A 25,315-nucleotide genomic window follows, 5' to 3' on the forward strand; every position below is an offset into this window, starting at 1 on the left:
CTTAGACTCCGGCCTGCCCGGAACGCAATCCCGGACGGTCCCGCGCCAGTGCCACACAACACCATCACCACCCACGTCCTGCTCGTCGACGACCAGCCCGCCAATCTGCTGGCCCTGGAGGCGGCGCTCGATTCGCTCGGGGTCGACATGGTGCGCGCGCAGTCCGGCCCGCAGGCACTGGCCGCGCTGGAAAAGCAGGACTTCGCCGCCGTGCTGCTCGACGTGCGGATGCCCGGGATGGACGGCTTCGAGGTAGCGCGCGCGATCCGCTCGCGGGCGCGTTCGCGCTTCACGCCCATCCTGTTCGTCACGGCCGGCGACGATCCCGACGAGGCGATGCTCTCGGCGTATGCGCTGGGCGCGGTCGACTTCCTGGCCAAGCCGCTGCGCACCGAGATCCTCAAGGCCAAGGTCGGCGTGTTCGTCGAGCTCTATCGCAGCAAGGAGGAACTGCGCCTGCGCGAGCGGCGCGACTTCGAGCAGCGGCTGGAGGCCAAGGAGGAGCGCTACCGCGCCCTGTTCGAGTCGATCGACGAGGGCTTCTGCGTGGTCAAGCTCCAGCGCGATCGCGACGGCCGGGTGCGCGACTACCGTTTCGAGGAGGCCAACGAGGCCTTCGCCATGCACACCGGCCTGCGCAACGCCATCGGCAAGAGCGTCCTCGAATTGCTGCCGCAGGCCGAGAGCCACTCGATGGAGATGTACGACCGCGTCGCCCGCACCGGCGAAGCGATCCGCTTCGTGCAGGAAGTGAAGTTCATGAAGCGCTGGTTCGACGTCTACGCAACCCGGCTGGGTGGCGAAGGCAACGACCTCGTCGCGATCCTGTTTTCCGACATCACGCAGCGCCTGGTCGCCGAGCAGGACCTGCGCCGCCTGAACGACGAGCTGGCGCAGGCCAACCGGCGCAAGACCGAATTCCTGGCCACGCTCGCGCACGAACTGCGCAATCCGCTGGCGCCGCTGTCCAACGGGCTGCACCTGATGCGCATGGCATCGAGCAAGCCCGAGCTGCTGGACAAGACCCGGCAGATGATGGAGCGGCAGATCCAGCACATGGTGCACCTGGTCGACGACCTGCTGGACGTGGCGCGCATCAGCACCGGCAAGGTCGAACTGCGCCGCCAGCGCATCGACCTGAAGGAAGTGGTCGCCACCGCCGTCGAGACCAGCACTTCGCTGATCGAGGCGGCCGGCCACAAGCTCACCGTCGAAGTTCCGGTGCAGCCGCTGCCCATGGATGCCGATCCGACCCGCATCGCGCAGATCATCAGCAACCTCCTGAACAACGCCGCCAAGTACACCCCCGAGGGCGGACGCATCGCCCTGAAAGTGTGGACCGAGGACCGGCAGGCGGTGCTGTCCGTGGCCGACACCGGCATCGGCATCGGGCCGGAGGCGATCGACAAGGTGTTCGAGATGTTTGCGCAAGTGCCCGGAGCCGGCAAGCCGCAGGGCGGACTGGGCATCGGTCTGTCGCTGGTGCAGAGCCTGGTCGCGCTGCATGGCGGCAGCGTCTCGGCCGGGAGCGCGGGTGTCGGGCGCGGCAGCACTTTTACCGTGCGACTGCCGCTGACTGGGGCCGCCGACGCGGGCACTTCGCCGCAGGCAGTGACGGCTGCCGGCAAGCCGGGCCAGTTGCAGGTGCTGGTGGTCGACGACAACACCGACGCCGCCGAAAGCCTGGGCGTGCTGCTCGACATCGAGGGCCACGCAGCGCACATTGCGCACAGCGGCGCCGAGGCCTTGCAGCTGGCGCAATCGCAGGCGCTCGACGTGGTGTTCCTGGACATCGGCTTGCCGGACATGACGGGCTACGACGTCGCCAAGCGCATGCGCATGTTTCCCAGCATGCAGAAGACGCTGCTGGTCGCGCTGACCGGCTGGGGCACGCAGGACGACCGCCAGCGCACCCGCGACGCCGGCTTCGACCGCCACCTCACCAAGCCGGCGGAGCTGACCGCGGTGGAAGAACTGCTCAGGGCGGCGGCGCAGGCGAAGCGGGGGGAGTGAGGCGTTGGGGCCGGACGTGCCGGGGTGAGTGGCAGTTCAAGCAAGTCTGAACGCAGAAGGCGCGGAAGTGACGCAGAACTCGCAGAAGAAAATTCATCGAATGCGTTCTGACCCTTCGGCGTGTTCTGCATCACTTCTGCGTTTTCTGCGTTTCAAAATTGCCGAACACACCCCCGCGCTCTGCCCGCTCCACTGCACTCAGGTGCCAGGCCGCTCAGCCCTGCGCCAACAGCGCCCGCGCGATCCCGTCCAGCTCCGCCGACAGCGGCCCCACCACCGTGGCCGCCTCCGCCGCCTGCCTGGCCTGCTGCCACAGTGAGCCCAGTTCGACTCGACGTGCTTCCACGGCCGCCACCACCTCGCTGCGCCATCCGGCCGGGGCGGCATCGGGCGTCTCGTGCAGGCCCCGATGGGCGACGGCCAGGTAGGCGAGCAGCAGGTTTTCGGTGAAGGTCTGCAGCAGCTCGTCGCCCAGCTGCACCTGCGGCTGGCCGGAAGCGCTGCCGCGGTTCTTCCAGGTTGCCGCGACGTAGGCGGCGCCACCGCCGATCACCGCGCCCAGCGCGGCCGCCGCACCGAGCGTGAGCCCCCCGGTCAGCAAGTCGATGCCGGCACCCATGGCCGCACCGGTTGCCGCGCCGGCGGCACCCGCTTGCGGCGCATCGATCGCGTGCTGTTCGGCGAAGCCGAAGTCCATGCGCCCCGCGGCAATCGGCGCGACCGGCGTGCCGGTGCGGTGCAGCTGCACCAGGTCGGCAAACACGCGCGTCTCGCCTTCGCGCAGCCGCTGCAACAACGCCGCACGGGCGGCCTCGCGCGCGCGTTGCACCGCGTCGCGGTCGGCCGCGTTGACCAGGTGGCGCAGGCCCACCGGCTCGCTGCCGGCCTCCTCGTGGTCGCGCGCCGCCCGCACGAGTTCGTTCGCCAGCAGCCGCATCGCCTCGCCGAAGCGTGTCGTGTTGCGCTCCTTCCAGGTGGCGGCCAGCCGCTCGAAGCCGGCGCGCTTGTTGGTGGCGATCCGCGCGGCGGCGGCATCCAGCAACTGCGGATCGCACAGCCAATGGGCCGTCGCGCCGGCAAGCGGCAGCACCTCCGCGGCCAGCCCGAGGCGCTGCGCGGCCGCCCGCAACGGTGACTCCTCGCCCGGCGCCAGCACCAGCACGGGCTGCGCCACCCACTGCAGCATGCGGCCCGCTTCCTGCAGGTCGCTGCTGCCCGCGGGCACCAGCAGCATCAGGTCGGTGTCGGCCAGGGTGGCCTGCGCGGCATCGCGCTCCTGCGGGCGGGGGGCCGCCTTGAAGCGCGCCAACAGGTCCTGCAGCCAGGCCTGCGCCGCCGCGCCGTTGCCGGCCTGCGCCGTCACCGTCGGGGCAGGCGGACGAAAGCCCGCCGGCACCTCGAACACGCGCAGCACGTCGCCCTTGGCGGTGCTGAGCACGGTCCACGGGCCACCGTCCTCGGGCGGCGGCCGGTCGGCGACCTGGCGCAACATGCGCAGCACCACGTCCCGCGCGGGACCTTCGCGCGCCACCAGGCTGAAGGTGACGCGCGCCGGGCTCACCCGCGCCAGGACCTGCACGAAGTAGGGATCGCGCAGGTCGATGCCGATGGCGCGCCCGCGCCGCAAGCGCAGCCACGCCGTCCACCCCGCCAGCACCAGCCGCGGGACGATCACCACGGCGAACAGCAGCGCGACGTACATCCAGACCCAGCGCCGCGCCTCGTCGACGCCGATGGCGGCGCCGGAACGGAAGGCCATGCGCTGCAGGTCCGCCACCGAGAAGGTGTCGAAAGGCAGCAGCGCCACCACCGGGGCGAACAGCGCGGACAGCAGCCCGTGCACCTGGTCGACTCCCAGCAGCGTGCTCTCCCAGCCCACGCGGTACTCGCGCACGATTCCCCCCAGCACGATCGAGATTGCCAGCCCCAGCGCCCAGCCCGCGGCGCTCAGGTGCAGCAGTTCCTTCCACCACAACCACTGCTGCGCGCCGGCTGCTTCGTGCCAGTGTTGCTGGAAGCGCGCGAGGACGTCCGGGCGCAGCCGGCCCGTGCGCCGACCGCTGGCGGGCACGCCGGCCAGCCATCGCTGCAGGTGCGGCAAGGGCACGCGCGGCGCCCAGGTGCCGGGTACGACGGCGGTGACGACGATCAGTGCGTAGATCGCGAGGTTCCACGCCAGCACCCCCAGCAAGGGGGGCGACAGCATGTTCACCTGGTGCGGGTTGTCGATGCGATCGATGGCGGCGCCGAACACGCAGGCCGCCAGCGGCAGCAGCAACAGCAGCCAGCCGCTCCACGGCGTGCGATCCTGCAGGGCGGCAATGCGCGGGTTGCGGTTCTCCACCGCCTGCAGCATGCGGTGCGCGCGCTCCTTCAGGTAGCGCGCCACGTCCATCCCGCCGGCGCCGACGCGCGTCGCTTCGAGGGCCTCGCGTTCGAGCTGTTCGCGCTCCACCTCGCTGAGCAGCTTGCCCTGCGTGTCCACGTCCTCGATGGCGCGCACCAGCACCAGTTGCCGGGCGCTGCCTTCGTCGAGGTACAGGATGCCGTCTTCCACTGCCGACCAGTCTAGGGTGCGACGCCGTGCCTGTCCCTCACCGACACACGCCGTAACCTTCTTCATCGAACGGTGGCGGAGCGGAGGGTCCCTCCAGCTCCGCCCCGTGGCCCTCCTCCGGGTCGCCGATTTCAGCGCGCCTGCCGCAGGAAGCGGCGAACGTTGTCGGGGTCATGACCCACGTACGTGACTGCGTGTTCGAGTTCCTGCTCGCTGCATCCGAGCCAGTTGCACCAGTTGCGGCGCTCCCACGCCGGCTCCAGGTGAATCAGCAACTGGTCGGCGGCCATCTTGTTCGCGTCTTCCGACATGGTCAGTTCCCCCTTTTCCGATGGCTCCAGAGTAGGTGGGGCGCGGGACTGCCGCGGCAGGACGAGCGAGCGGCCGACCGTGCGACCACGGTTTCGCCCGCTGTAGGACTCTCAGCCGGCACGGCTCGGCGCCGGCGCCGCGGCGCCGGCAGCCGTCCTGCGGCGCGGGCGGCGGCCAGCCTACACGGGCCGCCGCAACGGCGGCCGACGATCCAGGGCACGAGGAGTCCTGTCATGTTGCTGCGCAAGCTCATTGTCTTTGCCATCACCTCCGGCCTGGCCAGGAAGGCCTGGGACCACTACCGGAAGGACCCCCGCCCTCACCTGCCGGTGGACCTGACCGATGTGGTCGCCCGGCCCGTCGCCAGCGCCGATCCGGCCGAGCGCCATCGCAGCCGCAAGGTGGGAGCGCGCCGGCGCAAGGAAGGGCCGGTTTCCTGACCGCCGAAACAGTGCGCGGGCAGCGTATACACTCCCGCGATGCTGCAGAAAACCGTCCTCGTAATCGCCCTCGCCGCCGCCGCTGCGGTCGCGCACGCCCAAACCACACCTGCCCCGGCCAGCCCGGCTTCCGCCCCGGCGCTGCCCTCGACGCCGGCCAAGCGCGAGCTGGTCGCCCGCATCCTCAAGGTGCAGCAGCCCGGCATCGAAGCCATGGCGCGCAACCTGGTGGAGCAGCCGGCCCTGGAGATGATGGACCGCGCCGCCAACGCCCTGCCGCAACGCGTGCCCGCCGACAAGCGCGAATCGGTGGCGCGCGACATCCAGGCCGACGCCCGCAAGTTCGTCGACGAGACCCTGCCGACCGTGCGTGACCGCGCGCTCAAGCTGGCGCCGACCACCATCGGCACGGTGCTGGAAGAGCGCTTCACCGAGGACGAACTCAAGCAGATTGCCACCATGATGGAATCGCCCGTGTTCGCCAAATTCCAGCAGATCGGCGGCGACATGCAGAAGGCGCTGGTCGACAAGCTGGTGACCGACACCGGCCCACAGGTCGAGCCGCGCGTGCGCACGCTCGAAGCCTCGATCGCCCGCCGCCTGGGCATCAATCCCAACCAGCCGCAGCCGCCCTCCGGCCCCGCGCCGACCGCACCGGCCGCCACCAGCAAGGCACCGGCCAAGAAGTAAGGCCTGAGCGTGTGATGCCGGGCTCGACCCGACAGCGACGCTAGCGGCGGCACGCGCTCACGGCTGCAGCAACTGCGCCAGCGGCCCGAAGTCGCGTTCGCGCGCGATGTCGGCCGCGGTCTTGCCGCGGTCGTCGCGCAGCGCGCGGTCCGCACCGCGCGCGATCAGCAGCCGCGCCACCGCTTCATGGCCATAGCCGGCCGCCCACATCAGCAGCGTGAGCTCGTTGGCGTGGCGGGCGTTCACCGGCTGGCCGGCCCCCAGCAGTTCCTCGAGGCAGGCCGTGCAGCCCTGCCCGGCCGCGTAGACGGACGCATCCTTCTTCACGCGGTCGACCGCATCGGTGCGCGCACCCGCCGCCAGCAACTTGCGCACGATCTGCGCATTGCCGGCATAGGCCGCGGCCATCAGCGGCGTCACGCCCGAGAGGTTGGCTTGCTGCACGTCGGCACCGGCGCGCAGCAGCACGTCCACCAGTTCGATGTTGCCGCGCGCGGCCGCCATGTTCAGCGGCGTGTCGCCATTGCGGTCGCGCGAGTTGACCTGCGCGCCGGCGGCCAGCAGCGCGGCGACCCGCGGCACCACGCCCGCGCGCGCGGCGAGCACCAGCTGGCCGTTGGCGTTGATGTCGCCGGCGCCCTGCTGCGCGGAGGCCGGCAGGGCGAGGGCACTGGACAGCAGGGTGGCCGCAATGCGGGCAGGGATGCCGTACATGGTGGAGCGCCTCCTTGTGCGCGGGCAGAGAAATCATGATACTCACCTCGGCTCTTCCATAGCCAGCCCGACGCCCGCGCGCCGGACTTCACTCGTCCCACCTCGCGAGGAGAAGTCTCATGCTACTCATTCGTCACTTCCTGCCACCCGTGGCACTCGCGTGTGCGCTGGCGGCGCCCACCCACCCCGCAGCCCAGGAGGTCCAGCGACCGCGCGGCGCCGGCGGTCCACCGATGATCCTGAAGTCGCCCAACGTGACGCAGGGCATGCTGAACGAGGCCGACCGGCAGTCGGTGAACTGGCTGCACACCAATGGCGGCTATGCGCAGCAGCGCTACTACCCCGGCTCGCAGATCAACGCCGGCAACGTCAAGCGGCTGCGCCCCTCGTTCATGTTCCAGACCGAGGTGAACGAGTCGATGGAGACCGCGCCCGTGGTGGTCGACGGCGTCATGTACATGACGACCTCGTTCAACCACGTGTATGCGCTCGACGCCACCACCGGCCGCCAGTTCTGGCACTACAAGCACAAGATGGGGCCGATCACCACCTTCTGCTGCGGCCCCAACAACCGCGGCGTGGCGATCGAGGGCGGCAAGCTGTTCATGGGCACACTCGACGCCAAGCTGGTGGCCCTGGATGCGCGCACCGGCGACGTGGTCTGGCAGACCGAGATCGCGGACCCCGAGAAGGGCTACAGCGAAACGATGGCGCCCACCGTCGCCGACGGCAAGGTGCTGATCGGAACCAACGGCGGCGAGTACGGGATCCGCGGCTTCGTCAAGGCCTTCGACGCGCGCGACGGCAAGCTGCTGTGGACCTTCTACACCATCCCCGAGAAGGGCCACGAAGGCGTCTGGGCCGAGAACGACGCGACCGGCCGCAACATGAAGCGCAACATCCCCGCCGAGAAGCAGGCGCTGGCGCGCGACAGCAACTTCTACCAGACCCTCGGCGGCGGTGTCTGGATGAATCCGGCGGTGGACCTGAAGACCCGCACCATCTTCTTCGTCGTCGGCAATCCCTCGCCGGACCTGTTCGGCGCCGAACGCCCGGGCGACAACCTCTACACCGACTCGATGGTGGCGGTGGACCTGGACACCGGCCAGTACAAGTGGCACTCGCAGTACATCGCGCACGACGTGTGGGACCTGGACGCAGTGAGCCCGCCGATGCTGGTCGATGCGAAGGACGAGAACGGCCGGATGATTCCGGCGGTGATCCACGGCGGCAAGACCGGGCACGTGTACGTGCACGACCGCGCCACCGGCCGCCTGATCCGCTACTCCGAGGCGATGATCCCGCAGGAGAACATGTGGGTGCAGCCGACCGCAACCGGCGCGCGCATGCTGCCGGGCGCCAACGGCGGCGTCGAGTGGTCGCCGATGGCGTTCAGTCCCAAGCACCGGCTTGCCTATGCGCTCAACCTGCACCAGCCCATGACCTACCACGTGGAAGACGCGAAGTATCCGGGCGGCAAGCTGTGGCTCGGCGGTGCCTTCAAGGCCATCGAGGGCGAGCAGCAGTGGGGGCGTCTCGCCGCGGTCAACGTCGACACCGGCAAGCTGGCCTGGAAGTTCGACACCGAGCAGCCCCTGATCGGCGGCGCGCTGGCCACCGGCGGCGACCTGGTGTTCTACGGCGAGGGCAACGGCTTCATCCGCGCCCTGCACGCAGGCACCGGCCAGAAGCTGTGGGAGTTCAACTGCGGCGCCGGCGCCAATGCCATGCCGGTGAGCTACATGGTCGGGCGCAAGCAGTACGTGGCGATGGGTTGCGGCGGCAACACGCAGCTCGATTTCAAGCGCGGCAACACGATGGTGGTGTTCGCGCTGCCGGACTGAGTGCATGCGGCGCGCAGGGGTACTGCTGGCCGCCGCGCTGCTTGCCTGGGCGTCGGCGGCGCCACGGCCAGCGGCTGCGCAGGACATCGAGGCAGGCCGCGCGAAAGCGCAGGCCTGCGCCGCCTGCCACGGCGCCGACGGCAACGCCGTTTCGGCGGACTTCCCCAGCCTGGCCGGCCAGACCTGGCGCTACCTGTACGTGCAGCTGCGCGACTTCAAGGAGGGCCGGCGCAGCAATCCGCTGATGTCACCGATGGCGGCGGCGCTGTCGCGCGACGACATGATCAACATCGCCAACTTCTATGCGGCGCAGCCGCTGAAACCTGCGGCCTTCGCGGTGGACGAGGCCAAGGCCCGCCTGGGCAAGGCCAAGGCCGACGAGACGCTGTGCACGATGTGCCACCTGGGTGGCCTGCTCGGACAGAACGAGATCCCGCGGCTGGCCGGGCAGAACTACTCCTACCTGGTCGCGCAGCTGCAAGCGTTCAAGGCGCGCACGCGCACCAACGATGCGGGCACGATGACGAGCGTGGCGCAGACGCTGAGCGCGGACGATATCGACAACCTGGGGCACTATCTCGCCGGTCTGCGGTGAGAGGAAGGCTCGGATCGGATGTCATCCCGGGCTCGACCCGGGATCCATGCAGCGCATATGCACGCGCCGTCGTGGATTGCGGGTCAAGCCCGCAATGACATGGGACGCGACCGCCCCTTGCCGCTCACCTCCGTCAGGCCGCGGCGTCCGGTGCCGACTCGGCGTTGATCGGGGCGCCGTTCAGGCCGACCTTGGCGTCGAAACTGAAGCACGCCGCCTCGAACGCGCGGATCTCGCGCAGGGCTTCCTTCAGGCTCATCTCGCCGTGCTCCATCAGCTTGCCGGCCAAGTGCTCGGTCAGCGGCTTCAGGCGCGCGAGGGTGGCCTTGGTCTCGGCGTAGAGGCGCTCGCTCTGCATCTCCATGATCGCGCGGGTCTCTTCGTCGACCGTGCGGTTGCCCGAGTCGTTGAGCGCGCCGAAATTCAGGCGCGTCTTGCGGTACATGCCCATCTCGGCCACCGCATGATGCAGCAGCTTGGTGACGCGGGTGATGTCGTTGTGGGCGCCATTGGTGGTGCCCTCCTCGCCGAAGAACAGTTCCTCGTTGGCCATGCCGCCCAGCAGCACGCGCACGTCGTGCTCGATGTCGGACTTGGTCTTGAGCAGGTTGTTGCCCTGCTTGTGGAACACGAAGCCCAGCGCGTTGTTGCGCGGGTTGGCCTTCAGCGAGATCTTGATGGTCTTCATCTCGGACTGGAGCTTCTCCCAGTCGCCACCGGTCTGCTTGCGCTCCAGTTCGAAGTCCACCAGGAAGTGGCCCCACTCGTGGATCGCGATGATGCGGCGATCGCGCTCGCGCTCCTTGGTGGTGTCGCCGTTGACGTTGCCGACCAGCACGCGCTCGGCGGCCTGCATCAGCGTGTCGCCGTCGATCAGGTCCCCGGCCTGCACCGCGGTGATGCCCGCCTGGTTGACGATGGTCTCCAGGTCGGCGGGGCTGCGGCCTTCGGTGATCTCCACCATGTGGCGCAGGTCCAGGTTGGAGGCCACCTTGTCGGCGCGGCTGTGCAGGTAGTGCGCGATGATCGCGCCGCGCTCTTCCTTGTTCGGCAGGCGGAAGTCCACCTTCATCTGGAAGCGGCGCAGCATCGCCTCGTCCATCTGCATGGATTCGCTGTTGAAGTTGGAGGCCACGATCCAGATGATCTCGGCGTCGCTCTTGGTGCGCACGCCATCGAGGATCGCCAGCAACATGTTCTGCGTGTCGTCGTCGAACTTGCGGTGGCCGCCGCGCTTCATGAACAGGTCCTGCGCCTCGTCGAGGAAGACGATGCAGCGCTTGCGGCGCTTGGCCATCGAGGCGATGCGCGCCAGCGTGTTCGAACCGCCCGCCACATAGCCCGTCTCGAGGTTGGCGGCGGAGTGGAACAGGATCGGCAGGTTCAGTTCCTTGGCCAGGTAGCTGGCCAGCTTGGTCTTGCCGGTGCCCGCGGGGCCGCTGAACATCACGTTGAAGGGCTTGTTGATCCCGTACTCGGCGTACGCGGCGCGCCGGTCGTACTGGTCCTTGATCTGGCGCACTTCGCTCTTGATGTCTTCCATGCCGACGAGATCGTCGAGCGAGCCGTGCACCTGCTGCGGCTCCACGAAGCGCAGCGACTTGAACTGGCCCTTCATGTGGAAGGCGAGGTAGCCGAGCAGGCCCAGGGTCAGCGCGGCCGACAATGCGCCGCTCACGCCGGCCTTCCAGCCGTCTTTTTCGGACTGCGGCCGGGCGCTGGCGAAGCGCTCGTCCAGCTTCTCCAGCATGTCGAGGCTGCTGGCGCTCAGCTCGCCACGCGGCACGAAGACCAGCTTGCCGCCCCAGGCGGCGTTGACCGCGCGATCGGAGAAGATCTTGGTCTCCATGTCGCTCGGGTAGTAGGCGTACTGCTTGCCACCGGACTCGATCAGCAGGATGCGCTCGGACACGTTCCACATCAGCGGCTTGTAGATCACGGTGATGCGGTCCACCGGGTTCTGCTCGAGAAAGCCCAGCGCCGAGCCGGTGCCGAAGACCACGGGCAGCTTCTCGTTCAGCGTCGACAGCGCGTCGCCGCCAGACCGCTCCGCCATCGCCTTGACCTGCTCGGCCACCTGCACCTGGCGCTGCCACACGGTGAACGAGTAGCAGGCCGACAGCGGGATGAGGATCGCCACGGCGATCACCAGCAGCTTCACGGCCGTGGTCTGGACGGCATACCAGTCGGACACGCGCGCGCCCAGTTTCTTCAGAGTGAGCCACACACTCGGCGCGTCCGCGGCGGCGTCGGTCGCCTCCACGGGGTCCTTGTTGGCGGAAAGTTCGGACATGCTGTTCCTGCTAAGAGGTTGCCGCGCGGCGCGCGGCAACACGAAATGTGTTCTGGCGGCCCCTGCGCGGGGACGGCTCCACTGTCAGAGTCATCCTACAGAAAGGGTTCCGTAGAGGCGAGTTCAATAAAAGGGATGGTGTCGGCGTTCAGCCACGCGACGTGACAAATTCCCGAACCGGGCTGTTGGCATTTCGCCGCACTCCGCTGCCGTCGGGCTCGGACGGAACCCGGCACGGCTTGTGCAATCGAACCGATTGAGCCGGGTTCTTTTTCAAGTTTCTTTCCCGGCTACTTATCCCCTCGGGGCACCAGTGGCCCCCGGGGGATTTTTTATTGTGCTCCGCGCACGCAAACGGGGCGCCCGGCCCGCACGACACCCCTACCTGCCCGGCGGACATGCACCGTCGCGCTTGCCTCCCGGTCCGCAATGACGTTCCCCCGCGACGCTCGCCCGAAAGAGCGACCGTGCGGCACCGTGGCCGCTCATCAATGCCTCTATAGTCCTCCCCGACGCACGTTGAACAAGACCGGACGAGGAAGAAGCAATGAAGGAAGTTGGGCAGGGGCACGGCTTGGGCCGGGCCTGGCAGGGAGCGCTCGCGTTTGCCGTGCTGGCGTGCGCGGCCGGCGGCAGCGCCGCCGGCGAGATGTTCCAGTGCGGCAAGGTGTTCCAGGATCGCCCCTGCGAGCAGACGGATGTGCAGCAGCGTTTTTCGCGCACGCAGGGCACCTTCGCCATCGAGCAGGTCAACCCCACCACGGACCAGGACTGCGCGCGCGTGGCGGCCGACGCCATGGCGTGGTGGCGGCGCATGGCCGCGGGCGAGCCCATGGAAAAGCTGCAGGCCGAGATCCAGGACCAGAAGATCAGCCGCTACGCCAAGAGCGTGCTGCGCGACGTGCTGATCGCGGTGAAGAACTCCACCGGGTCGCAACGCGAGGTGCGCGGCGAGTTCGAGACGCACTGCATGGCCTACAAGCGCCGCAACGGCTACGCGACCGAGCGCGACCTCGCCTCGCCGACAGCCAGTGGGGGTGCCGCGCTTGGGACCGACGCGGCGCGACAGTCGCCGCGCCAGGCAGAGGTGGATGCCCGCCGGGCGGAGATCGAGGCGCGGCAGGCGCAAGCCGAAGCGCGCCGGGCCGAAGCGGTCCGCGCCCGCGCCCTGCGCTCGCAGCAGCAGTTCTGAGCAGCACCATGCGATCTGCTTACCTCGTGCTGGGGGTGCCCGGCAACGCCACCCCCGAAGAAATCGAACAGGCCTTCCGTACGGCCGAACACCAGTTCCCACGCGAACGGCTCGCGGAAGAAGAAGGCGCGCTCGGCCGCATGGGCGAGATCCGCAACGCCTACAAGGTGCTGCGCGACCCGGAGTCGCGCGCCGCGCACGACCGGAAACTGCAGGAGACGGCGCGCCCGCGGCCGCGTCCCCGCACGGTGATCGTGGAGTCCGACGAGCCCTCGCCGGCACGCCGCATGCTGCTGGCCGGCGTGCTGCTGGCCGCCGTCCTGTTCGCTGCCGCGGGCTTCATCAACTGGCGCACGGCGCAAACCCGCAAGGAAGAGGCAGCGATCCAGCTGGCCACCCAGAAGGCGGCCGCCGAGGCCGCGGAACAGAAGCGGCTGGACGACGAACGCCAGGCCCAGCTGCGCACCGCGCAGGCGAAGCAGGCCGAATTGAACGAGCGGCGACTGGCCATGGAGTCGCGCTACAGCGCCGCCAACGCGGCGGCCGTGCTGCAGTCCCAGGAGTTCAGTGCCGCCAACGCGCGGCGGACGGAGCTGTACGAGCAGCAACGCCGCGAGTCCTCGCGGGTGGAGGATGAGCGCCGCGCCGCCTACGAGGCGCGGATGCGCACCGAAAGCGACAAGGCGCGCATCCGCGCCTTGTGCCTGCAGAACTACCACCGCGTCGACTGCTGAAGCGCGGCGGCCCGGATGAAGCGGGCACACTAGCGCCATGGCAAGCCTCCAGAAACTTCGCAGCCAGCGCTGGCTGGATCGCGACGAGTTCCGCAGCTTCAACCACCGCTCGCGGGTGATGCAGATGGGGTATGACCCCCAGGATTGGGTGGGAAAGCCCGTTATTGCGGTCCTGAACAACTGGAACGACTTCAATCCCTGCCACCAGCACTTCAAGCACCGGGTCGAGGAGGTCAAGCGCGGCGTGCTGCAGTCCGGGGGTTTTCCCCTGGAACTGCCCACCGTCTCGCTCGGCGAAGTGCTGATCAAGCCCTCCGCCCTGCTCTATCGCAACATGCTGGCGATGGAGGTGGAGGAGATGATCCGCGCCTATCCGGTGGACGGCGTGGTCCTCATGGGCGGCTGCGACAAGACCACCCCGGCGATGCTGCTCGGCGCCACCAGCGCCGACGTGCCGGCGATCTTCCTGCCCGCGGGCCCCATGCTGCGCGGCATGTCGCGCGGGCAGACCCTGGGCTCGGGCTCCGATGCGTTCAAGTACTGGGACGAGCGGCGCGCCGGCACCATCAGCGAGCCGCAGTGGATGTCCATCATCGGCGGTATCGCCCGCAGCGCCGGCACCTGCATGACCATGGGCACGGCCAGCACGATGACCTCGATCGCCGAGGCGATCGGCATGGCGCTGCCGGGTGCGGCAGCGATCCCCGCGGTGGATGCCAGCCACCAGCGCATGGCCACCGCGTGCGGCCGGCGCATCGTGGAGATGGTGAACGAGGACCTGCGCCCTTCCGTCATCCAGACGCGCGAGGCCTTCCTCAATGGCATCGCCGTGGCCATGGCCCTGGGCTGTTCCACCAACGCCATCATCCACCTCATCGCGCAGGCACGCCGGGCCGGGCAGGACATCGGCCTGGCCGACTTCGACCGCGCCAGCCGCGAGATCCCGGTGCTGGCCAACATCCGCCCCAACGGCAGCAGCCAGTACCTGATGGAGGACTTCTACTACGCCGGCGGCCTGCCCGCGCTGATGCAGCGGATCCAGGGCTTCCTGCACCTGGACCAGAAGACGGTCACCGGCAGGACGGTGGCCGAGAACATCGCCGGCGCCGAGTGCTTCAACGACGACGTGATCCGGCCGCTCGCCGACCCGGTGTACCGCGAAGGCTCGCTGGCCGTGCTGCGCGGCAACCTGGCGCCCGATGGCTGCGTGATCAAGCCTTCGGCCATGAGCGAGAAATTCCTGCAGCACGCCGGCCCCGCGATCGTGTTCGACGACTACCCCAGCATGAAGAAGATGCTGGACAACCCCGAGGCCGACGTCACCGAGGACCACGTGATCGTGCTGCGCAACGCCGGACCCAAGGGCGGGCCGGGCATGCCGGAATGGGGAATGATCCCGATGCCGGTGAAGCTGCTGAAGCAAGGCAAGCGCGACATGCTGCGCATCAGCGATGCCCGCATGAGCGGCACCAGCTACGGCGCCTGCGTGCTGCACGTGGCGCCCGAGGCCTTCGTCGGCGGCAACCTGGCGCTGGTGCGCACGGGCGACCGCATCCGCATCGACGTGCCCGGGCGCAGCATCCACCTCGAAGTGTCGGACGAGGAACTGGCCCGCCGCCGCAGCGCCTGGCAGGCGCCGCCGCCGCGGTTTGCGCGTGGCTACGGGTGGATGTTCTCGCAGCACATCCTGCAGGCCAACGAAGGATGCGACATGGACTTCCTGCGCACCGAGTTCGGCGACAGCGCAGGGGAGCCGGATATCTTCTGACTACGCGGGGGCCGCCCGGCGAATCGTGGATGATCGCGGCTGCATAGCAGGAGCCCCCATGAAGATCGTCGAGATCCGCGAGAAAACCGTTCCCATCAGTTCCCCGATCCGCAACGCCTACATCGATTTCAGCAAGATGACGCTCAGCCTGGTGGCCGTCATCACGGATGTGATTCGCGACGGCCGGCCGGTCGTGGGCTACGGCTTCAATTCCAACGGCCGCTACGGCCAGGGCCAGCTGATGCGCGAACGCTTCCTGCCCCGCGTGACCGAGGCCAGGCCCGACGCGCTGCTCGATGCCCGCGGCGTCCTCGATCCGCACAAGGTGTGGGACACGATGTTCAAGAACGAGAAGCCGGGCGGCCACGGCGAGCGCTCGGTGGCGATCGGCACGATCGACATGGCGGTCTGGGATGCGGTGGCCAAGATCGAGAACAAGCCGCTGTTCCAGCTGCTGGCCGACCGCTACGGCGACGGCTCCGTGAACCGGAAAGTGTTCGTCTATGCGGCCGGCGGCTACTACTACCCGGGCAAGGACGACGCGCAGCTCAAGGACGAGATGCGCAGCTATCTCGACCGCGGCTATTCCGTGGTGAAGATGAAGATCGGCGGCGCCTCGCTCGCCGAAGACCTGCGCCGCATCGACTCCGTGCTGTCCATCCTGCAGGACGGCCAGCGCCTGTGCGTGGATGCCAACGGCCGCTTCGACCTGGACACGGCCATCGCCTATGCCAAGGCGCTCTCGCAGTACAACCTGTTCTGGTACGAGGAGGCCGGCGATCCGCTGGACTACGAACTGCAGGCCGTGCTGCGCAGCTACTACAAGAACCCGATGGCGACGGGCGAGAACCTGTTCTCGATGCAGGACGCGCGCAACCTGGTGCGCTACGGCGGCATGCGGCCGGACCGCGACTGGCTGCAGTTCGACTGCGCCCTCTCCTATGGCCTGGTCGAATACCTGCGCACGCTCGAGATGCTCGCGCAGCACGGCTGGTCGGCCAGCCGCTGCGTGCCGCACGGCGGCCACCAGATGTCGCTGAACATCGCTGCCGGGCTGGGCCTGGGCGGCAACGAGTCCTATCCGGACCTGTTCCAGCCCTATGGCGGCTTCCCCGACGGCGTGCGGGTCGAGAACAGCTACGTCACGATGCCCGACCTGCCCGGCATCGGCTTCGAGGGCAAGAGCGACCTGATCAAGGAGATGCGCGCGCTCTCGGAGTAAGCACCCGGCCCTATTCGCTCGCGGCGGCGTCGGCGGCCGCGGAGGGCGTGGTGGCCGGAGACTCCCAGTCCCGCGCCGCGCGCACCGTGTCGCCGAAGATCGTGGCGCTTTCGAGGAGCCAGGCCTTGGCGTCGGCCGACAGCGCCACGGGCCGGCGGTGCGCGTCCACCGGCATGCGGTCCTCGCGCACGGCGCGGATCAGGCGGTCGATTTCGCCGGCCGCGTGCGCCGGCGTGGTCAGCAGCACCGGGCGCTGCATGTGCTGCGAATTGTCCGGCGCGTGGCACGCCGTGCATTGCGCGTCGCGCAGGTGCAGCGCGAGATCCCGGTACTGCCGCTCCAGCTTGGGCAGGAAGGGATTCTCGGGGCGGTACATGCCGTCGAAGGCGGCCACGGCCGGCTGCGTGCGGCCGCCGTCATCGGTCCACAACCACTGGCCGCCGAAGCGCCGGGCGATGATCTCCACGTCCTGCAGCGGCGGCGTGGTCGCGCGGCTCGTGAACTGCGCCACATGCACGCTGCCGGTCTGCGGCTGCAGCCAGAGCAGCAGGCCGTTGGCATGCTGGTAGGTGCGCCATTTCTGCGCGTCGTGCCAGAACGGCGTCGGATATTGCCCGGGCGGCAGCCGGTTGCGGAAAGCCGTCTCCAGCCGCACCAGGTAGTGGTTCTCCTGCGCCACCCACTCCACCTGGTAGCGGCCATTGAACATGAACAGCGGTGCATACAGTTGCGTCCACAAGTCGGGCGACAACTGGGTCAGCGTACTGGCCGCGAGGCTCGCCTGCGGCTCGGCGCTCTGGCGGCCCCACAGCACGATCTGCGGCAGGCGCGCACGCAGTGCGTCGCTGCCGCGAAGCGCCTCGCGACAGCGCTCGAAGGCGGCGATGTCGTTGGCCGGTGCCAGCGGGCAGTGTTCGGCAAGCAGCGCCGCCAGTTCGCCGGCCGTGCGTGCAATCGCCGGCGGCACGCTCGCACTCTCCTGCGCATGCACCGTGCTTGCCTGCCAGAACAGCGCTGCGGCCAGCAGCGCCAGTGCACGTGCCGGCCAGGTTCTTCCTTGCGTTCCCATGCTTGCCTCCCTCTGTGTCGTCGGACCACTTTGAAAGAAGCGGCAAGCGGGGACAAGGGCGCGGTGGCCAGGCGGCAGGGCCGTCGGCGGGCTGCCGTGACATCTGCTCACCGGCACTAACGGCGGCTCACACGGTGCAACGTTGCGCGCGCAACGTTCGGTGCCGCCGCGCGGACCAGTGGCACGCATCGACGAATAGCTCACGAAAGTTCTCTGGCCTTCATGGTGATGTTGCATGCATGCCCGCGCGGCCGTTCGTCCGAAGGGCGCGAGCGGCTGCATTTCTGTAGGACCGCGCCGCAAGCGTGTAACCCGGACCCACAGCCGCGCACCTGCTGACGCACACTCCCGGCCCAGGAAAGAAGTACAAGGGAGCGCGACATGGAAAGGATCTGGGGGCCGCTCAATGGCTTCTATCTCGCGGCTTATGCGGCGCCTGCCGGCGACGGCGAACATTTCGCGAGCTATGCCAAGGTGTGCTGGACCCGGCCGCAAAGCTACTGGCAGGCGGACTGCGCCTTCAAGCTCTTCGGCGGCGAGCACCACCGCTCGCCGGAAGGCGCGCTGCGCGCCGTGGCCGCCGACGCGGCCAACGAGATCTCCTACCTGCCGCGGCATGCGCGCTCGGTCGCCGAGCATCGCCAGCGGCAGCGGCTGCACGCGGCCCTCTCGGCGCTGTTCGCCACCGCCTCGTCGCGCCATCGCCTGCACCCTGATGCACCCCGTCGCGGACGCGATCAATTCATTCACAGCTTCTGAGGTCCGCTGCTGATTTCGTAGCAGCGAACCCACAGCGAGGCCGCCGATGCAAGCTTTTGCTGGACGACGCCCGGACGAAGCTATGAAAATCGTAGCGATGGACGAGTCCATGCCCACCTACTACGACGTGCTGCAGGTCGAGCGCGATGCCGCCCCCGAGCGCGTGCGCGCCGCCTACCGCAAGCTGGCGCACCAGTACCATCCGGACAAGATGCCGGGCAACGCCAACGCTGCCCGCGCCATGGCCGCGATCAACGCCGCCTACGAGGTGCTCTCCGATGCGCACCGCCGGACCGAGCACGACCTGTGGATCCGCCGCGCCGAGCGCAGCGCGCAGCCCCGCCCGCCGGTGCCGCAGCCGCCTCGCCACCTCTGGGCGTACCTGCATCCGGCGAGGAGCTGGCCCTGGTATCTGCTGTTCGGCACCACGGTGTTCGTCGTCGTCACGGTGACCACCGCCGTGGTCCTGACCGTCATGCCCGCGCGGGCCGCGTCGCCGCTCAACGCGCAGCCCTGCACGGCGCAGGCCACGGCGCCCGCGCCGGGTTGCCGCCGCCCCGCCTGAGCGCACTGCCGAGCCGTCTACTGCCGGCCAGACTGCGCTGACGGGCGGTGCCGTCGCGGTCCGATGCCGGGTGCACCAGCCCGGCCGTACCTTGTCTTCATTGACAAGGAGATTCGCTATGAACCGCAAGACTCTGCTGGCCGCGGCCCTGGCCGCCGGCTCCCTGATGGGGATCGCATCCGTCGCCCAGGCGGCGCCCGCCGTCGTCGCGGGCACCGGCCCCTACTACTCCGGCGCGCCGACGTACAACTACCCGAGCACGCCGGTGTACGGCTATCCGGGCCAGAACGTGATCGTGCAGACGGCGCCGCCGGCGCCGATCTACGAAGCCATGCCGGCCCCGCGCGAGGGCTACGTCTGGGCACCGGGCCACTACGCGTGGGACAACGGCCGCTATCTCTGGCGCGGCGGTGAATGGGTTGCATCGCGCCCCGGCTATGCGTGGCAGGCCGCCCATTGGGAGCAACGCAATGACGGCGCCTGGTACCTGGTGGGCGGCACCTGGGTGCGCAGCGACAACGTCGCCACCTACAACGACGGCCGCAGTGGCCCGTACGGAGACCGCGACGGCGACGGCGTGATCAACCGCGACGATCGCTATCCGCGCGACCCGGGCCGCTACTGACCCACGGCGCAAGCCTCAGTGTCCGGGGCGCAGCGCCTGCAGCATGCTCAGGCGATTGCGCTCGGTGTCGATGAAGGACACATAGTGCCCGACGCCCGGGATCTCCATGGGTTCGCCCAGGATCTCCCCGCCGGCATCGCGCACTGCCTTCATCGCGGCCTGGATGTCGCCCACACCGATCACCACGGACGGATGCACTTCCGGCATCTGCGCCGTGCGCGTGAAGATGCCGCCGTTGATGGCGCCGCGGGGCGCATCGGGCCGGGCATCCTCGCTGGCGGTGGTCACCAGCACGTAGTTGGCCATCTCGGGCCCAAGCATCTCCAGCTTCCAGGCGAAGGCCTGGCGATAGAAGCGGGCAACGCGCTCGCGGTCGTCGCAAGGCAGTTCGAAATGCACGACAGGGTTCATGGCACTCTCCGGGTCAGGCGCCGGCATGCGCGCGCTGCAGCGCGGCGAGGTCCAGCTTCTTCATCTGCATGATGGCGGAGAAGACGCGCTCCACCTTTCGCGGGTCGGGATCGACGCTCCTGGCAGCTGTCGACGAGCGCGCAGTCTAGGCCTTGCCGCCACCATGTCAAGGACGGGGGGGCTTCCTATACTTGCGCAACCGAGGAGACCCCATGAGCGAAGCCTTCGTGTACGACGCCATCCGCACCCCGCGCGGCAAGGGCAAGAAGGACGGCAGCCTGCATGAAGTCAAGCCGGTGAACCTGCTGGCCGGGCTGCTCGGCGAGCTGCAGCGGCGCAACGATTTCGACACCGCGCAGGTCGACGACGTCGTGATGGGCGTGGTCTCGCCGGTGGGCGAACAGGGCTCGGTGATTGCCAAGGTCGCTGCGCTCAAGGCGGGCTGGGACTGGCGCTGCAGCGGCGTGCAGCTCAATCGCTTCTGCGCCTCCGGGCTGGAGGCCGTCAACATGGCGGCGCAGAAGGTGCGTTCCGGCTGGGAAGACCTGGTGGTGGCCGGCGGCGTGGAGAGCATGAGCCGCGTGCCGATAGGCTCCGACGGCGGCGCCTGGTCACAGGACCCGGAGACGAATGCCGCCACCGCTTTCGTGCCGCAAGGCATAGGCGCCGACCTGATCGCGACGCTGGCAGGCTTCACGCGCGAGGAGGTCGATGCCTTCGCGCTGGAGTCGCAGCAGCGCGCGGCCCGCGCCCGCGAGGACGGCTTCTTCGCCGGCAGCATCGTGCCGGTCAAGGACTTCCTGGACCAGATCCTCCTGGACCAGGATGAATTCATCAAGCCGCACACGACCATGGAGGGCCTTGCGGCGCTCAAGCCGGCGTTCGAACAGCTGGGTGCCATGGGCTTCGACCAGGTGGCCATCCGCCGTTATCCGCACGTGGAGCGCATTGCGCACGTGCATCACGCCGGCAATTCCTCGGGCATCGTCGATGGCGCCGCAGCCGTCCTGGTGGGCAGCGAGGCGGCGGGGCGCACGCATGGCTTCACGGCGCGCGCGCGCATCGTGGCCGCGGCGCTCTCCGGGGCGGATCCGACGATCATGCTCACCGGCCCGATGCCGGCCGCGCGCAAGGCGCTGGCGAAGGCCGGATTGACGGTCGATCAGATCGACCTGTTCGAGGTGAACGAAGCCTTCGCCGCCGTGCCCATGAAATTCATGAAGGAGCTGGGCGTGCCGCACGAGAAGGTCAACGTCAACGGCGGCGCCATCGCCCTGGGCCATCCGCTGGGTGCGACCGGCGCGATGATCCTCAACACGCTGATCGACGAACTGCATAGGCGCCAGCTGCGTTACGGCATGGCCACCTTGTGCGTGGGCGGCGGCATGGGCATCGCGACCATCGTCGAACGGGTCTGAGCATGGACACCATCCGCTACCAGCTGGCCGACGGCATCGCCACCCTCACCTTCGACGAGCCGGGCTCGCCGGTCAACACCATGGGCGCGCAATGGCAGCACGACATGGGCGCGGCCGTGCAGCAGGTGCTGGCCGACCAGGGAGCGATCCGAGGGATCGTGCTGGCCTCGGCGAAGAGCACCTTCTTTGCGGGCGCCGACCTCAAGGGCGTGCTGCGCCTGCAGCCGCAGGACGCGGCGCGCGTGTTCCGCGAGATCGAGCAGGTGAAGAAGAACTTCCGAATGCTCGAGACCCTGGGCAAGCCGGTGGTCGCCTGCCTGAACGGATCGGCCCTGGGTGGCGGCTGGGAAATCGCGCTGGTGGCGCATCACCGCGTTGCCGTGGACGACGCGAAGATCCAGCTGGGCCTGCCGGAGATCACCCTGGGGCTGATCCCGGGCGCGAGCGGCATCACCAAGATGACGCGCCTGCTCGGACTGCAGGACGCCCAGCCCTTCATCCTGGAAAGCCGGCTGTTCTCCCCGCGCGAGGGGCTGGAGCTGGGTCTGGTGCACGAACTCGTGGACGATGCATCGGCATTGCGCGAACGCGCGCTGGCCTGGATCGCCGCGCATCCGCAAGTGCAGCAGCCCTGGGACGCGAAGGACTACCGCATGCCGGGCGGCCCGCCAGGCAGCCCGAAGATCGCGGCCATGCTGGCGGTCGCACCGGCGGCCTTGCAGCAGAAGACGCGTGGCCTCTATCCCGCCCCTGAAGCGGCGCTGGCGGCGATGGTCGAAGGCGCGCAGGTGGACTTCGACACGGCGCTGCGCATCGAGAGCCGCTACCTCGCACGGCTGATCGTGTCGCCGGTGGCGAGGAACATGATCAACACCTTCTTCTTCGACCTGAATGCGGTCAGGAGCGGGAAGTCGCGTCCGGCCACGGGCACGCAGAAGTGGCGACCGCACAAGGTCGGCATCCTGGGCGCCGGGATGATGGGCGCCGGCATCGCCCACGCCCAGGCCAGCCGCGGCATCGCCACCGTGCTGAAGGACGTGTCGCTGGCTCGCGCCCAGGCGGGCAAGTCGGCCAGTGCACGGATCACGCAGGCACGGGTGGACCAGGGCCGCATGAGCGCGCAGGCGCAGGCCGAACTGCTCGCGCGGATCGTGCCGACCGAAGCGGCCAGGGACCTGGAAGGCTGCGACCTGATCATCGAGGCGGTGTTCGAGAATCGCGATCTCAAGGCGCGCGTCACGCGCGAGGCCGAGTCGCTGCTGGCCCCCGGCGGCATTTTTGCCAGCAACACCTCCACCCTGCCCATCACGGGCCTGGCGCAGGCAAGCGCGCGGCCGCAGCACTTCGTGGGCATTCATTTCTTCAGCCCCGTCGAGAAGATGAAGCTGGTGGAGATCGTCCGCGGCCATGCGACCGACGACCACACCGTGGCGCGCGCCTTCGACTATGTGCAGGCGCTGGGCAAGCTGCCGATCGTGGTGAACGACGGCCGCGGCTTCTTCACCAGCCGCGTGTTCGGCACCTTCGTGATGGAAGGCGCGGCCATGATCGGCGAAGGCCTTCCCGCCGCCGTGGTGGAACAGGCCGGCCTGCAGGCGGGCATGCCGGTCGGGCCGCTCGCGGTGCTGGATGAAACCGCGCTCTCGCTGGCCGTGCACGTGCTGGACCAGACCCGCGCCGATGCGCGTGCCGAGGGCGGCACCTACATCGCAACGCCCGGCGAATTGCTGGTGGAGCGCATGGTCAAGGAGTTCGACCGCAACGGGCGCGCGGCAGGTGGCGGCTTCTACGAGTATCCGCAGGAGGCTGGCGCGCGCAAATTCCTGTGGCCGGAGCTGCCCAAGATCTTCGGCCGGCCCGATCCGGTGTGGGAGCTGCAGGACCTCAAGGACCGCCTGCTCTATCGCCAGTCCGTCGAGACCGCGCGCTGCCTGGCCGAAGGCGTGTTGACCAGCGTGCACGACGCGAACATCGGCTCGATCTTCGGCATCGGCTTTCCGGGCTGGACGGGTGGAGCGATGCAGTTCATCTACGGCACGGGAGTGGACGCGTTCCTGCGGCGCGCACGGGAGCTTGCGGCGAAGTACGGGCCGGGCTTCGATGTCGCACCGGAAGTGGTCGACGCGATTCGTCGGCATGAGCCCAGGTGGTGAACGGGCCCATGTCATTGCCGGCCGGCAAGGTGGTGCTGCGCGATCCCGCGCCGGGCGACCTGGGTTGGGTGGTGCAGGTGCATGGCGAGCTCTACGCGCGCGAGTACGGCTTCGATGCCAGCTTCGAGGCGCTGGTGGCGGAGATCGCGGCGAGCTTCCTGCGCGACTTCGATCCGCAAGGGGAGAAAGGCTGGATCGCCGAAGTGGATGGCGAGCGCGCCGGCTGCGTGTTCCTGGTGCGCAAGTCGGCCACCGTGGCACAACTGCGCTTGCTGCTCCTGCGGCCGGAAGCCCGCGGTCTCGGGCTGGGCGGCCGCCTGGTGGACGAATGCGTCGCCTTCGCGCGCGACCGCGGCTATCGCCGCATGGTGCTGTGGACCCAGAGCAACCTGGTCGCGGCCCGTGCCATCTACGCAGCGCGCGGCTTCGTGCTGAAGGACAGCGAAGCGAACCAGGCCTTCGGACAGCAGCTGGTGAGCGAGGTGTGGGAGCGGGAGTTGTGAAGCAAGTGTCCTGGTCGCTCAAGAAGTCTTGAACGCAGAAGTCGCAGAAGTTGTGCGGAAGACGCAGAACAAACCTTCAAGGGTTTCATGTCTTCTTCTGCGATTTGTGCGTCACTTCTGCGTCTTCCGCGTTCGAAATTGCCGGATCGCCAGATGAGCTTCGCTTCGTCTTGAGCTTGGCCGCACCCGCCATCGCACTTGGCGAAGGCCGCCCTCGCGCATCCGCCGGTGCCCGCGTCGAATCGTCAGCTTGCCGCCGGATAATCGCGGGAATGTCCCCCCACGTAGTTGCCGGCGAGGCGCCGCTTGCGCGCCCCAAGTCCCTGACCGACCTGTTCCTCTCGTTCACGTGGCTGGCCCTGCAGGGCTTCGGTGGCGTGCTGGCCATCGCCCAGCGCGAGCTGGTGGAGAACAAGCGCTGGATGACCCGCGAGGAATTCATCGAGGAATGGGCGGTCGCGCAGATCATGCCCGGCCCCAACGTGATCAACCTGGGCATCACGCTCGGCTGGCGCTATTTCGGCTGGCGCGGCTCGCTGGTGTCACTCGCGGGCATGCTCACCCTCCCGCTGCTGCTGCTCCTCGGGCTCGCGCTGATCTATGCCCGGTTTGCCGACAACCCGCACGTGGCCGGTGCGCTGCGCGGCATGGGCGCGGTGGCGGCCGGCCTGATCATCGCCACCGGCCTCAAGCTGCTGCCGGCGCTGCGCAAGAACGTCATGGGCCTGCCGCTGGCCAGCCTGCTGGCCATCGCGGCCTTCGTGGCCATCGCGCTGCTGCGCCTGCCGCTGGTGTGGGTGCTGCTGGGATTGGGCGCCCTCGGTTCCGCCGCGGCCTGGCGGAGGCTCGCATGAACATCCCGCTGGCCATGTCCGTGGCCGACTGGCTGTCCCTGTTCCTGCATTACGCGACCCTGTCGCTGCTGTCGGTGGGCGGCGCGATCAGCACGGCGCCCGACATGCATCGCTTCCTGGTCGTCGAAAAGGGCTGGCTGACCGATCCGCAGTTCAGCGCCTCCATCGCCATCGCGCAGGCCGCGCCCGGACCGAACGTGCTGTTCACCGCGCTCATGGGCTGGAACGTGGGCCTCAATGCCGGCGGTCTCTGGACCGGGCTGCTGGGCATGATGCTGTGCCTGGGCGGCATCATGTTGCCCAGTTCGGTGCTGGTGTACGTCAGCGCGCAGTGGAGCCATCGCAACCGTGACCTGCGCGGCGTGCGCGCGTTCAAGCAGGGCATGGCACCCATCACCGTCGGCCTGCTGATCTCCACCGGGTGGATCCTGGCCACGGGCAGCGGCTATTCGCTGCACAACGCCCCGCTCTGGGGCGTGACGCTCGTGAGCGCGTTGCTGGTGTGGCGCACGCGGCTGCACCTCCTTTGGTTGCTGGCCGCGGGGGCGCTGTTGGGTTGGATCGGCTGGGTGTGAGGCTTCGTG

At 68.8% G+C, this 25,315-nt stretch carries 22 protein-coding genes and 1 pseudogene; 17 read left to right on the forward strand and 6 right to left on the reverse strand.

The window, feature by feature from the left end; translation table 11 throughout:
- Positions 1-48 precede the first annotated feature (48 nt).
- The gene (locus JWP60_RS16325; RefSeq protein ID WP_299793560.1) at positions 49-2,013 is read left to right on the forward strand and encodes a response regulator; all 1,965 of its coding nucleotides are present in this window, start codon (positions 49-51) and stop codon (positions 2,011-2,013) included.
- A gap of 214 nt (positions 2,014-2,227) precedes the next feature.
- Here the strand turns inward: JWP60_RS16325 and JWP60_RS16330 are convergent, their stop codons facing one another.
- Positions 2,228-4,570, reverse strand: coding sequence for a DUF3482 domain-containing protein (locus tag JWP60_RS16330; RefSeq protein WP_299793563.1), 2,343 nt, complete (start codon positions 4,568-4,570; stop codon positions 2,228-2,230).
- 131 nt (positions 4,571-4,701) lie between these two features.
- A complete protein-coding gene (locus tag JWP60_RS16335) occupies positions 4,702-4,881 on the reverse strand; it encodes a DUF3606 domain-containing protein (protein ID WP_299793565.1) in 180 nt (59 codons plus the stop codon).
- A gap of 234 nt (positions 4,882-5,115) precedes the next feature.
- Between JWP60_RS16335 and JWP60_RS16340 the strand changes: the two genes are divergently transcribed.
- A complete protein-coding gene (locus tag JWP60_RS16340) occupies positions 5,116-5,322 on the forward strand; it encodes a hypothetical protein (RefSeq protein WP_299793568.1) in 207 nt (68 codons plus the stop codon).
- A 39-nt stretch (positions 5,323-5,361) separates the two neighbouring features.
- Positions 5,362-6,012, forward strand: coding sequence for a hypothetical protein (locus tag JWP60_RS16345; RefSeq protein ID WP_299793571.1), 651 nt, complete (start codon positions 5,362-5,364; stop codon positions 6,010-6,012).
- A 57-nt stretch (positions 6,013-6,069) separates the two neighbouring features.
- Here the strand turns inward: JWP60_RS16345 and JWP60_RS16350 are convergent, their stop codons facing one another.
- On the reverse strand, positions 6,070-6,726 hold the full coding sequence (locus JWP60_RS16350) for an ankyrin repeat domain-containing protein (protein WP_299793574.1): 657 nt from the start codon (positions 6,724-6,726) through the stop codon (positions 6,070-6,072).
- A 119-nt stretch (positions 6,727-6,845) separates the two neighbouring features.
- On the opposite strand from JWP60_RS16350, the gene JWP60_RS16355 reads away from it, so the two are divergent.
- Both JWP60_RS16355 and JWP60_RS16360 read left to right on the forward strand, forming a co-directional pair.
- Positions 6,846-8,570 carry a PQQ-binding-like beta-propeller repeat protein gene (locus JWP60_RS16355; RefSeq protein WP_299793577.1) on the forward strand — a complete coding sequence of 575 codons (1,725 nt, stop codon included), beginning with the start codon at positions 6,846-6,848 and terminating at the stop codon, positions 8,568-8,570.
- Positions 8,571-8,574: 4 nt separating this feature from the next.
- On the forward strand, positions 8,575-9,165 hold the full coding sequence (locus JWP60_RS16360) for a c-type cytochrome (protein ID WP_299793579.1): 591 nt from the start codon (positions 8,575-8,577) through the stop codon (positions 9,163-9,165).
- A 133-nt stretch (positions 9,166-9,298) separates the two neighbouring features.
- Here JWP60_RS16360 and JWP60_RS16365 read toward each other — a convergent pair whose 3' ends face one another.
- A complete protein-coding gene (locus JWP60_RS16365) occupies positions 9,299-11,458 on the reverse strand; it encodes an AAA family ATPase (protein ID WP_299793581.1) in 2,160 nt (719 codons plus the stop codon).
- 547 nt (positions 11,459-12,005) lie between these two features.
- On the opposite strand from JWP60_RS16365, the gene JWP60_RS16370 reads away from it, so the two are divergent.
- Genes JWP60_RS16370 through JWP60_RS16385 form a run of 4 tightly spaced genes read left to right on the forward strand, consistent with a single transcriptional unit; the run spans position 12,006 to position 16,374 of the window.
- Positions 12,006-12,650 carry a hypothetical protein gene (locus JWP60_RS16370; RefSeq protein WP_299793584.1) on the forward strand — a complete coding sequence of 215 codons (645 nt, stop codon included), beginning with the start codon at positions 12,006-12,008 and terminating at the stop codon, positions 12,648-12,650.
- 8 nt (positions 12,651-12,658) lie between these two features.
- The gene (locus JWP60_RS16375; RefSeq protein ID WP_299793586.1) at positions 12,659-13,384 is read left to right on the forward strand and encodes a DnaJ domain-containing protein; all 726 of its coding nucleotides are present in this window, start codon (positions 12,659-12,661) and stop codon (positions 13,382-13,384) included.
- A gap of 37 nt (positions 13,385-13,421) precedes the next feature.
- Positions 13,422-15,152 carry an L-arabinonate dehydratase gene (gene araD, locus JWP60_RS16380; RefSeq protein WP_299793588.1) on the forward strand — a complete coding sequence of 577 codons (1,731 nt, stop codon included), beginning with the start codon at positions 13,422-13,424 and terminating at the stop codon, positions 15,150-15,152.
- A gap of 58 nt (positions 15,153-15,210) precedes the next feature.
- On the forward strand, positions 15,211-16,374 hold the full coding sequence (locus tag JWP60_RS16385) for a mandelate racemase/muconate lactonizing enzyme family protein (protein ID WP_299793590.1): 1,164 nt from the start codon (positions 15,211-15,213) through the stop codon (positions 16,372-16,374).
- Between the two features lie 10 nt (positions 16,375-16,384).
- On the opposite strand, the gene JWP60_RS16390 is transcribed toward JWP60_RS16385, so the two are convergent.
- Positions 16,385-17,443: a hypothetical protein gene (locus JWP60_RS16390; protein ID WP_299793591.1), complete on the reverse strand. Its 1,059-nt coding sequence runs from the start codon at positions 17,441-17,443 to the stop codon at positions 16,385-16,387.
- A 381-nt stretch (positions 17,444-17,824) separates the two neighbouring features.
- Between JWP60_RS16390 and JWP60_RS16395 the strand changes: the two genes are divergently transcribed.
- The 3 genes from JWP60_RS16395 (at position 17,825) to JWP60_RS16405 (ending at position 19,392) form a co-directional block, all read left to right on the forward strand.
- On the forward strand, positions 17,825-18,202 hold the full coding sequence (locus JWP60_RS16395; RefSeq protein ID WP_299793593.1) for a hypothetical protein: 378 nt from the start codon (positions 17,825-17,827) through the stop codon (positions 18,200-18,202).
- A gap of 82 nt (positions 18,203-18,284) precedes the next feature.
- Positions 18,285-18,767 (forward strand): DnaJ domain-containing protein, encoded by a 483-nt coding sequence (locus JWP60_RS16400; protein WP_299793595.1) that lies wholly within the window; start codon positions 18,285-18,287, stop codon positions 18,765-18,767.
- A gap of 118 nt (positions 18,768-18,885) precedes the next feature.
- On the forward strand, positions 18,886-19,392 hold the full coding sequence (locus JWP60_RS16405) for a hypothetical protein (protein ID WP_299793597.1): 507 nt from the start codon (positions 18,886-18,888) through the stop codon (positions 19,390-19,392).
- A gap of 15 nt (positions 19,393-19,407) precedes the next feature.
- Here JWP60_RS16405 and JWP60_RS16410 read toward each other — a convergent pair whose 3' ends face one another.
- Complete coding sequence (locus JWP60_RS16410; RefSeq protein ID WP_299793600.1) at positions 19,408-19,803, reverse strand: VOC family protein; 396 nt, start codon at positions 19,801-19,803, stop codon at positions 19,408-19,410.
- A 212-nt stretch (positions 19,804-20,015) separates the two neighbouring features.
- Here JWP60_RS16410 and JWP60_RS16415 point away from each other — a divergent pair, with 212 nt between their 5' ends.
- The 5 genes and pseudogenes from JWP60_RS16415 (at position 20,016) to JWP60_RS16435 (ending at position 25,306) form a co-directional block, all read left to right on the forward strand.
- Positions 20,016-21,221 (forward strand): acetyl-CoA C-acetyltransferase, encoded by a 1,206-nt coding sequence (locus tag JWP60_RS16415; protein WP_299793602.1) that lies wholly within the window; start codon positions 20,016-20,018, stop codon positions 21,219-21,221.
- Positions 21,222-21,223: 2 nt separating this feature from the next.
- Positions 21,224-23,374 carry a 3-hydroxyacyl-CoA dehydrogenase NAD-binding domain-containing protein gene (locus JWP60_RS16420; RefSeq protein WP_299793604.1) on the forward strand — a complete coding sequence of 717 codons (2,151 nt, stop codon included), beginning with the start codon at positions 21,224-21,226 and terminating at the stop codon, positions 23,372-23,374.
- Between the two features lie 29 nt (positions 23,375-23,403).
- Positions 23,404-23,877, forward strand: a pseudogene (locus JWP60_RS16425) (GNAT family N-acetyltransferase); the annotation flags it as partial.
- Positions 23,878-24,149: 272 nt separating this feature from the next.
- Complete coding sequence (locus JWP60_RS16430) at positions 24,150-24,731, forward strand: chromate transporter (protein WP_299793606.1); 582 nt, start codon at positions 24,150-24,152, stop codon at positions 24,729-24,731.
- Complete coding sequence (locus tag JWP60_RS16435) at positions 24,728-25,306, forward strand: chromate transporter (protein WP_299793608.1); 579 nt, start codon at positions 24,728-24,730, stop codon at positions 25,304-25,306. Before JWP60_RS16430 ends, JWP60_RS16435 begins: the two co-directional genes overlap by 4 nt.
- The last annotated feature ends 9 nt before the right edge of the window (positions 25,307-25,315 follow it).

This window comes from Ramlibacter sp., assembly GCF_028291745.1.
Taxonomy (GTDB): Bacteria; Pseudomonadota; Gammaproteobacteria; order Burkholderiales; family Burkholderiaceae_C; genus Ramlibacter.

What these genes read in the sequence shown, in the direction of transcription:
- JWP60_RS16405 (WP_299793597.1), top strand. Translation starts at nt 18,886, where the DNA reads ATGAACCGCAAGACTCTGCTGGCCGCGGCCCTGGCCGCCGGCTCCCTG.
- JWP60_RS16365 (WP_299793581.1), bottom strand. Translation starts at nt 11,458, where the DNA reads ATGTCCGAACTTTCCGCCAACAAGGACCCCGTGGAGGCGACCGACGCC.
- JWP60_RS16420 (WP_299793604.1), top strand. Translation starts at nt 21,224, where the DNA reads ATGGACACCATCCGCTACCAGCTGGCCGACGGCATCGCCACCCTCACC.
- JWP60_RS16375 (WP_299793586.1), top strand. Translation starts at nt 12,659, where the DNA reads ATGCGATCTGCTTACCTCGTGCTGGGGGTGCCCGGCAACGCCACCCCC.
- JWP60_RS16360 (WP_299793579.1), top strand. Translation starts at nt 8,575, where the DNA reads ATGCGGCGCGCAGGGGTACTGCTGGCCGCCGCGCTGCTTGCCTGGGCG.
- JWP60_RS16400 (WP_299793595.1), top strand. Translation starts at nt 18,285, where the DNA reads ATGAAAATCGTAGCGATGGACGAGTCCATGCCCACCTACTACGACGTG.
- JWP60_RS16415 (WP_299793602.1), top strand. Translation starts at nt 20,016, where the DNA reads ATGAGCGAAGCCTTCGTGTACGACGCCATCCGCACCCCGCGCGGCAAG.
- JWP60_RS16435 (WP_299793608.1), top strand. Translation starts at nt 24,728, where the DNA reads ATGAACATCCCGCTGGCCATGTCCGTGGCCGACTGGCTGTCCCTGTTC.
- JWP60_RS16355 (WP_299793577.1), top strand. Translation starts at nt 6,846, where the DNA reads ATGCTACTCATTCGTCACTTCCTGCCACCCGTGGCACTCGCGTGTGCG.
- JWP60_RS16370 (WP_299793584.1), top strand. Translation starts at nt 12,006, where the DNA reads ATGAAGGAAGTTGGGCAGGGGCACGGCTTGGGCCGGGCCTGGCAGGGA.
- JWP60_RS16385 (WP_299793590.1), top strand. Translation starts at nt 15,211, where the DNA reads ATGAAGATCGTCGAGATCCGCGAGAAAACCGTTCCCATCAGTTCCCCG.
- JWP60_RS16390 (WP_299793591.1), bottom strand. Translation starts at nt 17,443, where the DNA reads ATGGGAACGCAAGGAAGAACCTGGCCGGCACGTGCACTGGCGCTGCTG.
- araD (WP_299793588.1), top strand. Translation starts at nt 13,422, where the DNA reads ATGGCAAGCCTCCAGAAACTTCGCAGCCAGCGCTGGCTGGATCGCGAC.
- JWP60_RS16430 (WP_299793606.1), top strand. Translation starts at nt 24,150, where the DNA reads ATGTCCCCCCACGTAGTTGCCGGCGAGGCGCCGCTTGCGCGCCCCAAG.
- JWP60_RS16340 (WP_299793568.1), top strand. Translation starts at nt 5,116, where the DNA reads ATGTTGCTGCGCAAGCTCATTGTCTTTGCCATCACCTCCGGCCTGGCC.
- JWP60_RS16345 (WP_299793571.1), top strand. Translation starts at nt 5,362, where the DNA reads ATGCTGCAGAAAACCGTCCTCGTAATCGCCCTCGCCGCCGCCGCTGCG.
- JWP60_RS16410 (WP_299793600.1), bottom strand. Translation starts at nt 19,803, where the DNA reads ATGAACCCTGTCGTGCATTTCGAACTGCCTTGCGACGACCGCGAGCGC.
- JWP60_RS16335 (WP_299793565.1), bottom strand. Translation starts at nt 4,881, where the DNA reads ATGTCGGAAGACGCGAACAAGATGGCCGCCGACCAGTTGCTGATTCAC.
- JWP60_RS16350 (WP_299793574.1), bottom strand. Translation starts at nt 6,726, where the DNA reads ATGTACGGCATCCCTGCCCGCATTGCGGCCACCCTGCTGTCCAGTGCC.
- JWP60_RS16395 (WP_299793593.1), top strand. Translation starts at nt 17,825, where the DNA reads ATGGAAAGGATCTGGGGGCCGCTCAATGGCTTCTATCTCGCGGCTTAT.